Here is a 13,419-nt window from a genome sequence, read left to right on the forward strand (position 1 = left end):
CTTCGGTTCGTAATGCGGCGGCACATAGATGCCGCTGTGGTTGTACTTCCCCTGCACGTGGATGTCGGACATCGAGTTCGGCGTCATCGAGGCGTTCGGTGGCAGGCCGTTGTCGGTTGCCCCCGGCGGGTCCGCGGCGCTCGTCGGCGGGGCGCTCCAGGTCAGCGCCGTGGCGACGGTGGCCAGGGTCAGCAGGATAGGTCGCAGCATTGCGGTCGTCCTCGTTCGGATCGGGTGATGTACACGCCGAGGCGGGTTCATCCACCAGGATTGGGACATTTTGATGGAGCCGCGCCAGAAACCCGGACAGGACCCAGACCTGGCGAACCGGCATCGGGTCCGGGCGCGCCGCCGCATGGTGGCGACTTCGCCCGCGGGCATGCGCAGGTCCAGCGCTTGCATGGTGAATCCGGTTCCGGTTTCAAAACCAAGAGCCAGCGCCGGGAACGCCTTCACGAAGCGCCGAGAGAAGACGCGGTAGCCGGAGCGCATTTCGGTGACGCGGTTGGCGGTCACCATGTCCAGCGTCTCGTCCGCCAGCAGGCGCACCATCGCCGGAGCATCGGCGGCATCGTCGGTGTCGTCGCCATCGACAAGCACATAGGATAGAGCAAGTTAATCGGCTCTGTCGGAGCCGATCTTGCTGGTCGAACCAGAAATGACACGCACGGATCCGATCCGCCTCGCGCCATGAGACGGCCGGTATCCGCTTTGCCCGGAATTTGATGCACAACCGCAACGCACAGGTCCTGTATGGCCGCTCGTCATGGATGCAAAACACCGGCGATCATCGTATAGGACCCTGCACGACCACGTCCGACAATGCGGAGCGCCTGCTTGATCCTAGCGCCTGACCCGGCCCTCCCCACGGTGGTCCCGCCCACGTGAGGTGGCCGATTCCGTCCGCACGCTCCCCGTCCTGGGTGCTGGCGGAGACCGGCGTCGCGTCGGTCTTCTCGCTGCTCTCGATGCTGGTGGTCAGCCGGACGATCGGGCCGGCCGCCGCCGGGGTGGGAGCGGTCGCGATCGCAGCCTTCCTGCTGCTCGACCTGTTCGGCAGCTCGATGATGACCGATGCGGTCATCCAGCGCCGTGACCTCGAGCCGCGCCACGCCCACAGCGCCACCACGCTGACTGTCCTCGTGGGCCTGGTGGCCGCACTCGTGCTGGTGCTGTCGGGCTTCGTCATCGGCCATACCACCGGCCATCCCCAGATCCCGATTCTGACGCTGGCGCTGGCGCCGCTGCTGCCGCTGTCCGCGTTCTCCGGCGTCGGGTCGGGCCTCGTGCTGCGCGACCAGCGCTACCGCCTGCTCGCGCTGCGTGTGTTCATCGGCCAGCCGGTGGGCCTGGCGCTGGGGCTGCTGGTCGCCTGGCACCATGGCGGCGCCTGGGCGATGATCGCGCTCCAAGGTGGCAATACCCTGTCGGTCTGCCTGCTGCTGCTGCTGTCGCGCTCCACCCCGACGCGCCCCCGGCTCGACCGCGAGGCGCTGCGCGACCTCTGGTCGGTGGCCGGACCGCAACTTGTCGCGGTGGTGATGCTGGCCGGCCGCTACCGGGTGTTCATCATCGTGCTCGGCATGATCGCCAGCGGCAGCATGGTGGCGATCTGCAATGTCGGCTTCCGGCTGCTCGACGCCGTGCTGAGCGTGGTGTCCGGCTCGACCTTGCGCATCACGCTGCCGCGGCTTTCAGCCTTGCAGGACAATCCCGGCGCCTTCGCCGAAGCCTACGGGGAGACGGCGCAATTTCAGGCGCTGCTCGGCTGGCCGATCGCGGCCGGGGTGGCGTTGACGGCCGGCCACCTGATCGCCGGCCTGATGGGTCCGCAATGGGCAGGGGCCGCGTCCGGCACCCGCATCACCGCCTGCGCCTCGATGATCGCCTACACCTATGGCGATGCCGGCAGCATGTGGGTTGCCATCAACAGGACGCGGATCAATCTCGTCACCTCGGTGCTGGCGTTCGTAACCCCGATCATCGGCTTGCTGCTGCTGCACCCGCAGACCCCGGCGAGCGCCGCGCTCTGCTGGGGTGCCACCGCCCTCGTGCTCGCGCCGATCAACATGGCGCTGGTGACCCGCAGGCTGCAGCGCTCGCCGTTCTGGCTGCTGGCCCGGCTCTGGCCTGCCGGCGTCGCGACCGCTGCCATGTCGCTCGCGGTGCTTGCGGAGGCGCCGCTGCTGCCGGCGCAGCCGCTGCTGGCGCTGCTGTGCCAGGCGACGCTCGGCGCCGTCGTGTTCGCGCTGGTGGCCTGGCTTGCCCTCGGGCGCAGCATGCCGCGTGCCCTCAGGGCGCATGACCACCCGATCGACCAGCATGGCGCCGCTGCCGCCGCGAGTGCCCACGCCGCATGAAGTTCCTGACGGACTTCGGCGATCAGGCTGTCGTCCTGCCGATGGCGGCCGCCATCGCCATCGCCCTGCTGCTGCTCGGCTGGTGGCGCGGTGCGATCGGCTGGGCGCTGGCCGTCTCGGGCACCCTGGGGGTCGTGCTGTCGTTGAAGATCATCTTCTACGCCTGCCAATCCGACCTGCCGGACTTCGGCATACGCAGCCCGAGCGGCCATACCGCGAGTGCCACCGTCGTCTATGGCGCGCTGCTCGCGCTGCTGGGCCAGAACGGTGTCCCCGGGGCCGCCCGCCACCTGTTGCTGATCGCGGCCGCGGCGGTGCTGCTCGCCCTGGTGTTCGGGTTCTCCCGGGTCGATCTTGGCGTGCACACGATCCCGGATGTGCTCATGGGGGGCGCGGTCGGCATCCTCGGCGCGCTGATGTTCACACTGCTCGCGGGACCCCGCCCGGCAGGCTTCCGGCGCTGGATCCTCGGCGTGGTGGTGGTGGTGGTGGCCCTGGTGTTCCATGGCCGTGAGCTGAATGCCGAGGAGGCGATCCAGCGCATGGCGATTGTGTATTGGTGGCCCTTCATCTCCTCCTGCCACCGTTCTTGAAAACGCCTGCTGCTGGCGATCCGACGCGCCGTTTTTCCGCTCCGGTGCTCACGGCCAGGAGGCCGCTCCGCTCCGGTGCTCTAAACGTCACGCCGGCCGCGGGCCTGCGGCCCGCTCTCATCCAGCATCAGGCGTTTTCTACCCCTGCTGCCACTACGCGGCGAAAAAAGCGACCCGTCCGGCTTCGAGGACGGCGCAGGTGAGGCGGCCGCCTCGGCCGGCGCCGGTGTCTAGGCCGATGCGGTTCGGGCGCAGGACCGGGTCGGAGGTCGGCGTGTGGCCATGCACGATCACCGCCCCGAAATCCGCGCGCGACGACAGGAACGGCTCGCGTATCCAGAGCAGGTCGCGCCGGCTGAGCTGGTTGAGCGCCACGCCGGGTCGCACCCCGGCATGGGCGAACAGGTAGCCATCGATCCGGTATTGCAGGGAGAGCCGGCTCATGAAGCGCAGGTGCGAGCGCGGCAGCAGCGAGGGCCATTCCGCCAGCGATGCCTGGCGCGGTATGCCCCAGCTCGCCAGCGCCGCGGCGCCGCCGCTCGCGATCCAGTCCTCGGCCTGACGCGGATTGCCGAAGGCCAGCGCCTGCAGGGCCATCTCCTCGTGGTTTCCCATCAGGTTGACGACCCGGGTGACCGGGAAGTCCGGCTCCGCCGCGAGCATGGTCAGCACACCAGCGCTGTCCGGGCCGCGATCGATATAGTCGCCCAGATGGATCAGGGTCACGTCCTCGGCGGGGCGGTCGCGCAGGTCCAGCTTGATCTGGCGGTACAGCAGGCCGAGTCGCTCGGAGCAGCCATGGATATCGCCGATCACGTAGGCGCGCCGGCCCGGCGACAGCACGCCCGGGGCCGGCGCGAAGGTCAGCGGCCAGGACATGACCTGCATCCTGTCCGGGCGGGGGAGCGGGAAGCGCTCGGCGGATCTGCTGTCCCGGGCGTTGCGCCGGGTAGCGGAGCGGCGGCCGGTACCAAGGTCGCGACCAGGCACGATAGCAGTCTAGAGCATCATCCGATCAGCCGGAACCGGCTGACCGGATTGAGAGGCTCGCCAAGACAAAGAGCTGGAGCCTTGTCTGTGAACCGGTGTGAACGGACAAGGCTCTAGCCTCCAGGTCCAACGTGTTGCGGTCGCAAGCCGGCGTGATGCCGGGAAGGCAATGTGGCGAAATCGAACAGGGGATGCGAGTCCCCAACGCAAGCAAAGCTCGTTACGCCTTCGAAAAAGCAAGACGCCCCGCCAGGCATGGCCTGGCGGGGCGATCAGCCGCTCCGAACCCCGCACGGCGCGGGGCGCGTTGATCAGGCGTGATGCGCGACCACGATCAGGCTGGAGGCGCTGGCGGCGGCTGTGGTTGCGACGACGGCATGCAGGATGCTGCCGCTCGCGAGCTTGGTGAAGTCCCAGGTCGCGGTCGCCGGGGATCCGTCGAGCGACAGGCTGAGCACATGCGCGCCGGCAGTCACGTCGGCGATCTGCATGCTGAAGGCGCCATTCGGCATATGGTCCCAGAGCGTGCCGAGATAGGTCCCGTCCATCGTCTCGCGCATCGTGGCCGGGGTTGCGATCTCCTTGTCGCCGGCCAGGATCAGATGTCCGTTGCTCTCGGTCAGTGACGTGATCGAGAAGCCGGCCGCCGGCGGGACGGGCACGACGGGCGTGACCGGTGGGACCGGTGTGACTGGGGTGACTGGGGTGACGGGGGTGACCGGTGCGACCGGGGGGACCGCGGAGCCGGTGACGAACTTCATCGTTGCCTGCAGGCTGGAGCCGTCCAGGGTCAGCACCATCGTATGACTGCCCGCGCTCACGTCGGCGAGGCTGAAGTCGAACTTGCCGTCGGGCGCGTGATCCTCGATGACGCCGAGATAATGCCCGTCGATGGTCTCGCGGATCGTGGCCGGTGATCCGCTTTCCTTGTCGCCGACGACGACGAGTTGACCGGCAACTTCGGTGATCGAGCTGATGGTGAAGGAGGGCGTGCCGTTGACGGGTGCGACGACAGGTGGCGGCAAGACAACGGGCGGCGGCGAGACGACGGGCGGAGGCGAGACGGGCGGGTCGGTGATCGTGATGCCCGAGGAGTAGCCCTTCACGGTGGCGGCAGTCGTGTTGTCCACGACGACCACATAGTCGCCGCTGTGCCGGAAGGCGGCCTGGAAGGTGCCGACGCCGCTGGAGTTGATGGCGACGGCCTGCCAGTTGGCTTCGGCCACGTTCGCCGAGGTGAAGGTTGCCTCATACAGCGTGGTGGCGCCCGGAGCCGTGATGGTCTCCTTCACGGTCACGCCGGCGCCTGGCGCCGTCTCCATGACGCTTCCCGGCGCCGAGACCGAGATCGAGGTCAGGACCGGCGTGACCGGCGGCGCGACGGTGCCCGACGATCCCGTCTCGCGCGCCATCTGCGCGGCCATCACCTTGGCCACCCCGCCCTGCGCTGCGATGTCGGGGCTCGAGGTATATTGTGCCTCGGTGACATACATGCCGACCCGGCTGGTCTCGGTCTCGGCGCCCATGCCCATGACCTGGTTGTTGCCGCCATCGGCAGTGTCCTTCGGCACCGACGAGCCGGTGATCTGGTAGATCTGCTTGCCGTCGATATAGAAGGTCAGCGAGTTCGCCTCCCAGTCCATCGAATAGACATGCAGCTTGGTGAGGTCGATCCCGGTGGTGCCGTGGAAGATCTGGCCGTTATTGTCGCTGGCGGTGTTGTAGTAGTGCAGGGTGCTCTGCTCGGTCTTGGAATTGTCCCAGGTCTCCAGCATGTCCATCTCGGTGAGCACGCCGGGCTTGGAACTGTCGAGCCAGGTATTGTCGGCTCGCCACAGCAGCAGATAGTCGCCGCCAGGCTGGTTGGCATATTCGTAGCGTGCCGTGTAGCTGTAAACGCCGTAGCCTTCGCCGGCATTGTTCCCTGACGGCGTCTGCATGAGGCCCATTGCGTTGTAATCGTTGTTGGCGCCGCTACCCAGCAACAGCCCCTCACTGCTGAGGGACATCTGACTGTTGTTGCCCCAGAAGTTCGTGAACGGCGTGTTGTAGATGTTGGTCACCGTGGTGAAATTGACGTCGAATGAACCGTCTGACATGACTTTGCTCTCGAAATTTGGTGCTTGGAGCGCCATTCGGCGCTGTCGGGATGATCCCGAAAATGAATCCTGAATAGATGTAGTTCTGCAGCCCGACCTGCGGCTTTCGCCTTGATCAGGAAAAGGCAGTATTGATCTATGCTTCGAAAGCATCTGCCGGCTGGCGACGAATTCGAAGTCCATCAAGGTCAACGCTTGGTTAGGCCACGATCCTCTCGCCATCGAGGGTGGCCGTTCCGGCTGGACACAGACTTAGGATAATCACGATTACGTGATCAATAGCTTTTTTCCGTGCGGGGATTTCGGGTCAACGTCGCAATAGTTTGCCCGCTTCGCTGGCTTTTGGACGCGCTGAGCGCCACGCCACAAGTCTCGACCGGCGGACGTCAACGCATGGCCAGCACGCGTACAAATTGCGGAATGCGCCGTCTTTGGCGACCGGCTTCGCCGCCGGGCCAAGCTACGGTCAGATCGATGGTGCCGCTCATTTTGAGAACGGAAAAATTCTTCTTGTAATGGGGTTATTTTGCGATAACCCGATTGCGTGTCATGACAGCCAGGACAACGAGAAACACCCCGGCGCGAACCGGGGTGTTTCTGCAGGCACGCAAACCTTGAAAGGCGAATGCTGCTCTAGGTCATGTGGACGGATTTGGACAAGATGAGGCCGCAGGCGAAGGCCACGATTGACTCGTAGTTCTGCCGGGTTTTCTCGCATCGCAATGTTACCCGCTTGAAGCGCTTGAGCTTGCCGACTGCCTGCTCGATACGGGCGCGAGTTTTGTAGAGCAGCCTCGGGAAGTGCCTGGGGCTGTGGACGGTGATCTTGCGGACCGGAATCAGTGGGACGATGCCAAGCTTTCGTGCTGCGCTTCGGTTGCTCTTGGCGTCGTAGCCTTTGTCAGTCAGCACGGCACGCGGCTTGATGTCGGGACCGATGCCGAGCAACAGGGGGAACTGCGGGCTGTCGTTGGCCTCGCCGCCGGTCAGATGGAAGGCGAGTGGCTGCCCATCGAAGTCGGTCTTGAGGTGGATTTTGGTCGAGAAGCCGCCGCGCGACCGGCCAAGCGCCTGATTTTGCTGCCCCCTTTTGCACCTGCGGCCGAGACATGAGCGCGAACCGTAGTGCTGTCGAACATCCGCACGAGGTGCGCTCTGGGGCTGAGTTCGGCCAGCGACTGAAAGAATGCCTCGAAGACACCGCTGTTGCTCAGCCGCGAGAACCGCTTCCAGACCGTGTTCCAGAGCCCGTATTCGGCTGGCAGCGCCCGCCACGAGACGTTCTGCAGCGTGAAGAAATGCAGCGCCTCGAGAAAGCGTCTGTCATCACGAGCCTTGTCGCCCCGCCTCGGAAGACAGCCCCGGAAGACCTCCAGAACGATCTCCCAATCCTCCTCGCTCATCCGCGTCAGCATCAAACAGGTCCACTTCTGCCGACCCGCTATGAATCACTGATCGACCGTCTTGTGAATCCCTGGCCGATTCCGTCCACATGACCTAGTGCACAACCCAGACAAAGCGAGCCGCTTTGTCTGGGTTAAAGGTGCCCTAGAAACATTGAGATAGTGCAGCTTTAATCCAAACAGACCGGTTCGGTCTGTTTGGATTGCTGCACTAGAAATGGCGCTCGTAGATGGTGATGACGTCGCCCGGCCTGACGAAGCTCTGCCGCTCCACCTTGCCTTCAACCGAGGTCTTGCCGTTGCTGCGAACGATGGAGGCGTAGTCCTCGATCGCCCGGTAGGTGAAGCCGCCGGCCACCGTCACCGCGGTCAGGACCGTCATGCCCGGCTGGTACGGAAACTGGCCGGGCTTGGAAACCTCGCCCAGCACGAAGATCGGGCGGTAGTTGGTGACCTCGACCGAGACCTGCGGATCACGCAGGATGCTGCGTGTCTTGGCCTCCGACTCGATCTCGTCGCTGAGCTGCGAGGTGGTCATGCCCGCGGCCTTGACCGTGCCGAGCATCGGCATGGCGACGTTGCCGGCATCGCTCACGTGGAAGTCGCCGCTCAGGGAGTCTTCGCCGACCGTGATGACGCGCACCTCATCCCCGGGGCCCAGACTGTAGGCCGAGCTGGCCTCGTCCGGGAGCGGCGGGAGGTTCGCGCCGGGCGAGCAGCCGGCAACGGCGAGCAAGGCGGCCAGGGCGATCGTCGTCGGCCCGGTGAAGGTGGTTCTGCGGCGCACGGAATTTCCTCTTGATTATTGCGTTATGGACCCAGTGTCCCGAACCAGAAGTTCGTAGGGACTTATGGCCCGGGACACTAGCCTTATCAACAAGATAGTGGCCTGCTCAGCTCCGCAATTCGCATGCTGATTGCACAGGCATCACACTAGAGCAGCATCCGATCACTTGGAATCGCTTCGCGATGCCAAGTGTCGGATAAAGCTGCTCTATCAAACGACAAGCTGAGCCTGATCGATCGGATCAGGCTCTAGGCGAAGGTGGCGGTTGCCGGCAGACCCGTCAACACGGCGCCTTGTGCAGCCCACCCGCGTGGTGGGGTGAGCCGTCAGGACACGGTCGATCGGGCATCCTTCATGCCGTGCCCGGGCAGCGCCGAAAGGATCTCCTTCCTGATGCGGGTGCGAATTTTGCCCCGGTGGGCGGCGTCGTTGCGCGCGATGTACGCGCGTCCGGCCGCGGGTATCCGTGCAGCCTCGACCCCCTTTGCCAGCCGCCACGCTGCCGGGATCGCACGCGCCGTCTGCCGCCACAGCCCGTTCCGGATGCCCTTGAGCACGTAGCCGATGGCGCGCGGCGCCACCGGCAGCCAGCTCTGCCGCCACTTGCGCTCGATATAGAGGCGGTTCCGCACGTAGTAGAACCAGCGGGTGCCGGTCCAGTTGAAGCGCCGGTCGGGGCTGACCTTGTGCCGCACCACCAGGTCGCCGGCATATTCCATGCGCCAGCCGCGCGCGATCGCGGAGAGGCAGAAGTCGAACTCCTCCCAACAGAAGAACAGCCGGTCGTCGTAGCCGCCGCAGGCGTCCCAGGCCTGCCTGCTGATGGCGTGGCCGGCGCCCACGAAGGTGATCGTCTCGAAGCCGGCACCAGCCCGCGGCAGCAGCGAGACGGGATAGCCCCACGACGATAGGTCGTCCTCGCCGCTCGAGTGGATGACGACCCGGAAGCCGACCGCCGCGAGGTCCGCATGCTGGTCCAGATGGGTCACCGCATCGGCCACCGTGTGGCTGTCGGCAAACTCCGCGTCGTTGTCGAGTGCCACGATGACGCGGCCCTGCCCGAGCGCGCTCGCCCGGTTGCGGCCGCCGGCGACGCCGAAATTGCGTTCCGCGCGGAGGATCGCGATATCCGTGCGGCCGCGTGCCGCCTCGGCCAGCCGCTCCAGGTTGTCCGGCGAGGAGCCCTGGTCGAACACGAACACATGCCGCCTGATGCTGTCCTGGGACAGCGCCGACGCGACGGCTTCCAGCGTCTCCTCGATGCGGTCCATCGAGAGAATGATGATGTCGGCATCGTAGGCGGCCGGAGCGGCGTCGGCCTGTGGCCCGGTCGGCCCCCCTGATCCGGGCGGTAACGAGCCGGCAATCAGCACGCTGGTCATCTCGGCTCGCTTCCTGTGGCCTTGCGGTCGATGAAGAGGATATACCCGGTCTGGTTGCATTGGAACAGTTCAGGATGGAAACGATCTCGTCATGAGGCTTACAGGTGACATGACCGTCTCCGTCATCATCCCGTGCCACAACGTGCGTGACTATGTCGGCGCCACGCTGAACTCGCTGCTGGCGCAGACGCATCCGCTCTGGACCGCCATCGTCATCGATGACGGCTCCACGGACGGCACCGCCGACCTGGTCCGCGACTATATGGACCCAAGAATAAGGCTTGTCCGCCAGGCCAACCAGGGGGTCTCCGCGGCCCGCAACCATGGCATCGCCCTGGCCGGCGGCGAGGCAATCCTGTTCCTCGACGCGGACGACTGGCTGGCTGCGGATGCGCTCGCGCGCATGACCGCCTGTCTCGAGACAGGCTCCGCGCAGGCCGCCTATGGCGCTTTCTGCTTCGTCACCGAGGATGGCAGCCGGGTCGTGGCGACGAAGCCGGGACCGTTCCCGGCCGGCGACATCATCGAGAGACTGCTGGTGGAGAACCTGTTCGCGAATGGCGGGCACCTGCTGATACGCGCCAGCGCGATCCGCCAGGTCGGCTTGTTCAGGGCCGACCTGCGCTTCGGCGAGGACTGGGAATACTGGTGTCGCCTGGCTGCCTCCGGCCCTATCGCCACCGTTCCGGGCGCAGAGCCTCTGCTCTTTGTGCGCCAGCGTGGGACCGGTGCCTATCTGCGCATGGCGACCGATCCCGATGCCTTCGGCCCGTGCACCGCCGCGATCTTCGGCAACCCGGCGCTGGTAGCCCGCTTCGGCACAGCCAGGGTGCCGGCGCTGCGCCGCCGGACCGATGCCGAAAATGGCTGGATCGTGGGCCGCGAACTGATCCGGCATGGCAGGCGCCATCCCGGCCTGCGGGCGCTGCGGCGCTCGTTCGGCCGCCGCCCGCTGGCCAGGCGTGCCGTCCTGCTGCTGATCGCGCATCTGCTGCCGCTGCTGCCGCCGATCGCAGCCCGGCGCATCGCCGGACCCTTCAGGCCGTATGCCGGTTGAGCCGGTCCGACCCTCGGAAGCCGGCGCATGACCCGGACCAGAGCATGATCCGATCGATCATACTCAGCTTGTCGTTTGAGAGAGCAGCTTTATCCGACACTTGGCATCGCGAAGCGATTTCAAACTGATCGGATGCTGCTCTAGGTCATGTGGACGGATTTGGACAAGATGAGGCCGCAGGCGAAGGCCACGATTGACTCGTAGTTCTGCCGGGTTTTCTCGCATCGCAATGTTACTCGCTTGAAGCGCTTGAGCTTGCCGACTGCCTGCTCGATACGGGCGCGAGTTTTGTAGAGCAGCCTCGGGAAGTGCCTGGGGCTGTGGACGGTGATCTTGCGGACCGGAATCAGTGGGACGATGCCAAGCTCTCGTGCTGCGCTTCGGTTGCTCTTGGCGTCGTAGCCTTTGTCAGTCAGCACGGCACGCGGCTTGATGTCGGGACCGATGCCGAGCAACAGGGGGAACTGCGGGCTGTCGTTGGCCTCGCCGCCGGTCAGATGGAAGGCGAGTGGCTGCCCATCGAAGTCGGTCTTGAGGTGGATTTTGGTCGAGAAGCCGCCGCGCGACCGGCCAAGCGCCTGATTTTGCTGCCCCCTTTTGCACCTGCGGCCGAGACATGAGCGCGAACCGTAGTGCTGTCGAACATCCGCACGAGGTGCGCTCTGGGGCTGAGTTCGGCCAGCGACTGAAAGAATGCCTCGAAGATACCGCTGTTGCTCAGCCGCGAGAACCGCTTCCAGACCGTGTTCCAGAGCCCGTATTCGGCTGGCAGCGCCCGCCACGAGACGTTCTGCAGCGTGAAGAAATGCAGCGCCTCGAGAAAGCGTCTGTCATCACGAGCCTTGTCGCCCCGCCTCGGAAGACAGCCCCGGAAGACCTCCAGAACGATCTCCCAATCCTCCTCGCTCATCCGCGTCAGCATCAAACAGGTCCACTTCTGCCGACCCGCTATGAATCACTGATCGACCGTCTTGTGAATCCCTGGCCGATTCCGTCCACATGACCTAGAGCCTGATCGTCTTAGGCTGAACCAGCCTGAGACGTGAATCAGTCTCTAGATCGATCTGGTAGAGCAAGTTTACCGGCTCAACTTGAGCCGGTCTTGCTCTAGTAGGCGGTCTTGCTCTTCAGTTCGCGAGCGACGGTCAGGAGCAGGATCTTGAGGTCGAGGAACATCGACCAGTTCTCGATGTAGTGGAAATCGTGGTCGATGCGCGACTGCAGCTGCTCCACGGTGCGGGTCTCGCCGCGCCATCCGTTGACCTGGGCCCAGCCGGTAATGCCCGGCTTGACCCGGTGGCGCACCGCGTAGTCGGCCACGACATCCTGGAAGTAGCGATCGCCCGCCTTGGTCGCGGGCGCGTGTGGCCGCGGCCCGACCAGCGACATGTCGCCACGCAGCACGTTGAACAGCTGCGGCAGCTCGTCGAGGCTGAGCTTGCGCAGCCAACGTCCGATCCAGGTGACCCTCGGATCGTGCCGGGTTGCCTGCGAGATCTCGCCCTCGTCGCACCGGTTGTCGTGCATCGTCCGGAACTTGAAGCAGATGAAGGTCTTGTTGTTGAAGCCGACGCGAACCTGGCGAAAGACGATCGGGCCGGGACCGCTGATCCGGACCAGCAGGGCGATCCCGAGCAGCACCGGCGACAGAGCTGCGATCGCCAGCAGGCTTCCCAGGCGGTCAAACAGCAGCTTCTGCACGATCTGCCAGTCATCGAGCGGACGCCGGCGGATCTGCACGACCACCCGGTCACAGACCGCCCCGAAGATCGGCGATCCGAGATTGTGGCCGGCAACGTCGGTCATCAGATAGACGTCGGCAATCGCGCTGCTGAGCTGCGAGCAGACATTCTGCAGGTGACTGGCTTCCTGCACCGACCCGGCGACGACGATGGTGTCGAACGAGTTCTCCCTGCCATGCTCCAGGAGGTCCGACACACGGCCGAGCACCGGCACTCCGGCATGGACGCTGTTGGCGGGGATGATGTCGTCATAGATCCCGACCAGGTGCATGTCCGTGTTCTGGGCGCGTCGCACGCCCTCGATCAGCCGGCGGCTCAGCTCCGAGACGCCGATGATGGCGACGTTGCGGCGTAGCCTGCCGCTCGCGGACCACCGGACCACCAGCCAGCCGCCGATGCCGTGCGAGAGGCAGAGCAGTGTCGCGGTGCAGGCCGCCCAGATCTCCGGGAACGGCTCCAGCGGCAGGGTCATGTTGTTCTCGAGGAACAGGCACAGATCGACCGCGGCCATGCCGAGCATCACCGCCAGCAGGATGCAGAACAGTTGCGGCACCGGCTGGCGCAGGCGCGTGATCTTGTAGGCACCGGAATAGGTGAGGGCGGTGATCGTCATCCAGTCGCCGACGAAGACCGACAGGAGGTGAGCACCGTAATGCAGCCGCACCAGACCGATCACCGCGCATGCGGCAAACCCGGACACGAGCAACACCAGCAGATCGATCAGCCGGCCGGCACCGCTGAAGACCGTCAGGGGCACCCGTGCCGCGCGCCGCCCCCGACGCACGATCCGGTGGGCCCGTTCATGCGTGTCGGCTGAGACGCCGACCGCCGGCACCACGCCTGCCTCTGCAGTCATCATTCCAGTCAACTCCAAATCAAGGCAGCCGCAAAGCGTCAGTCAGGAAGCACGACGCCGGCTTGATATCCAAGAGGCGTCACCCGATATAGTAGCAACGCAAATCCCAAGGCAGGTCGTCAGAGACCGGTTGAGAATGCTACTTCACCG

The 13,419-nt window shown here is 65.3% G+C and carries 10 protein-coding genes and 3 pseudogenes; 3 read left to right on the top strand and 10 right to left on the bottom strand.

Annotated elements, in window-relative coordinates:
* Window positions 1–357: 357 nt before the first annotated feature.
* Window positions 358–603: pseudogene (locus ACQY4O_RS17325) on the bottom strand (glycosyl transferase); the annotation flags it as partial.
* A 281-nt stretch (window positions 604–884) separates the two neighbouring features.
* Between ACQY4O_RS17325 and ACQY4O_RS17330 the strand changes: the two are divergent.
* On the top strand, window positions 885–2,360 hold the full coding sequence (locus tag ACQY4O_RS17330; RefSeq protein ID WP_428377590.1) for an oligosaccharide flippase family protein: 1,476 nt from the start codon (window positions 885–887) through the stop codon (window positions 2,358–2,360).
* Complete coding sequence (locus ACQY4O_RS17335) at window positions 2,357–2,953, top strand: phosphatase PAP2 family protein (protein WP_428377591.1); 597 nt, start codon at window positions 2,357–2,359, stop codon at window positions 2,951–2,953. The genes ACQY4O_RS17330 and ACQY4O_RS17335 overlap by 4 nt, the downstream gene beginning before the upstream one ends.
* A 153-nt stretch (window positions 2,954–3,106) precedes the next feature.
* Here the strand turns inward: ACQY4O_RS17335 and ACQY4O_RS17340 are convergent, their stop codons facing one another.
* The 6 genes and pseudogenes from ACQY4O_RS17340 to ACQY4O_RS17365 all read right to left on the bottom strand — a co-directional run bounded on the left by ACQY4O_RS17340 (window position 3,107) and on the right by ACQY4O_RS17365 (window position 9,614).
* On the bottom strand, window positions 3,107–3,832 hold the full coding sequence (locus ACQY4O_RS17340; protein ID WP_428377593.1) for a metallophosphoesterase family protein: 726 nt from the start codon (window positions 3,830–3,832) through the stop codon (window positions 3,107–3,109).
* A 422-nt stretch (window positions 3,833–4,254) separates the two neighbouring features.
* Window positions 4,255–6,042, bottom strand: coding sequence for a family 16 glycosylhydrolase (locus tag ACQY4O_RS17345; protein WP_428377594.1), 1,788 nt, complete (start codon window positions 6,040–6,042; stop codon window positions 4,255–4,257).
* A gap of 633 nt (window positions 6,043–6,675) precedes the next feature.
* Window positions 6,676–7,095: pseudogene (locus ACQY4O_RS17350) on the bottom strand (transposase); the annotation flags it as partial.
* A complete protein-coding gene (locus tag ACQY4O_RS17355; protein WP_428377596.1) occupies window positions 7,029–7,445 on the bottom strand; it encodes a transposase in 417 nt (138 codons plus the stop codon). The pseudogene ACQY4O_RS17350 and the gene ACQY4O_RS17355, both read right to left, overlap by 67 nt.
* A gap of 211 nt (window positions 7,446–7,656) precedes the next feature.
* Window positions 7,657–8,232, bottom strand: coding sequence for a polysaccharide biosynthesis/export family protein (locus ACQY4O_RS17360; RefSeq protein WP_428377598.1), 576 nt, complete (start codon window positions 8,230–8,232; stop codon window positions 7,657–7,659).
* 326 nt (window positions 8,233–8,558) lie between these two features.
* Window positions 8,559–9,614: a glycosyltransferase family 2 protein gene (locus ACQY4O_RS17365; protein ID WP_428377600.1), complete on the bottom strand. Its 1,056-nt coding sequence runs from the start codon at window positions 9,612–9,614 to the stop codon at window positions 8,559–8,561.
* 109 nt (window positions 9,615–9,723) lie between these two features.
* Between ACQY4O_RS17365 and ACQY4O_RS17370 the strand changes: the two genes are divergently transcribed.
* On the top strand, window positions 9,724–10,671 hold the full coding sequence (locus ACQY4O_RS17370) for a glycosyltransferase family 2 protein (protein WP_428377602.1): 948 nt from the start codon (window positions 9,724–9,726) through the stop codon (window positions 10,669–10,671).
* A gap of 140 nt (window positions 10,672–10,811) precedes the next feature.
* Here the strand turns inward: ACQY4O_RS17370 and ACQY4O_RS17375 are convergent.
* The 3 genes and pseudogenes from ACQY4O_RS17375 to ACQY4O_RS17385 all read right to left on the bottom strand — a co-directional run.
* Window positions 10,812–11,231: pseudogene (locus ACQY4O_RS17375) on the bottom strand (transposase); the annotation flags it as partial.
* Complete coding sequence (locus tag ACQY4O_RS17380) at window positions 11,165–11,581, bottom strand: transposase (protein WP_428377603.1); 417 nt, start codon at window positions 11,579–11,581, stop codon at window positions 11,165–11,167. The gene ACQY4O_RS17380 and the pseudogene ACQY4O_RS17375, both read right to left, overlap by 67 nt.
* A gap of 197 nt (window positions 11,582–11,778) precedes the next feature.
* A complete protein-coding gene (locus ACQY4O_RS17385; protein ID WP_428377605.1) occupies window positions 11,779–13,272 on the bottom strand; it encodes an undecaprenyl-phosphate glucose phosphotransferase in 1,494 nt (497 codons plus the stop codon).
* Window positions 13,273–13,419: the final 147 nt, after the last annotated feature.

Source organism: Lichenicoccus sp., assembly GCF_965277665.1.
Taxonomy (GTDB): Bacteria; Pseudomonadota; Alphaproteobacteria; order Acetobacterales; family Acetobacteraceae; genus Lichenicoccus.

Bases quoted from the DNA above. Each gene is read 5' to 3' on its own strand.
- ACQY4O_RS17380 (WP_428377603.1), bottom strand. From the start codon at position 11,581: ATGAGCGAGGAGGATTGGGAGATCGTTCTGGAGGTCTTCCGGGGCTGT.
- ACQY4O_RS17385 (WP_428377605.1), bottom strand. From the start codon at position 13,272: ATGATGACTGCAGAGGCAGGCGTGGTGCCGGCGGTCGGCGTCTCAGCC.
- ACQY4O_RS17355 (WP_428377596.1), bottom strand. From the start codon at position 7,445: ATGAGCGAGGAGGATTGGGAGATCGTTCTGGAGGTCTTCCGGGGCTGT.
- ACQY4O_RS17340 (WP_428377593.1), bottom strand. From the start codon at position 3,832: ATGTCCTGGCCGCTGACCTTCGCGCCGGCCCCGGGCGTGCTGTCGCCG.
- ACQY4O_RS17365 (WP_428377600.1), bottom strand. From the start codon at position 9,614: ATGACCAGCGTGCTGATTGCCGGCTCGTTACCGCCCGGATCAGGGGGG.
- ACQY4O_RS17370 (WP_428377602.1), top strand. From the start codon at position 9,724: ATGACCGTCTCCGTCATCATCCCGTGCCACAACGTGCGTGACTATGTC.
- ACQY4O_RS17335 (WP_428377591.1), top strand. From the start codon at position 2,357: ATGAAGTTCCTGACGGACTTCGGCGATCAGGCTGTCGTCCTGCCGATG.
- ACQY4O_RS17345 (WP_428377594.1), bottom strand. From the start codon at position 6,042: ATGTCAGACGGTTCATTCGACGTCAATTTCACCACGGTGACCAACATC.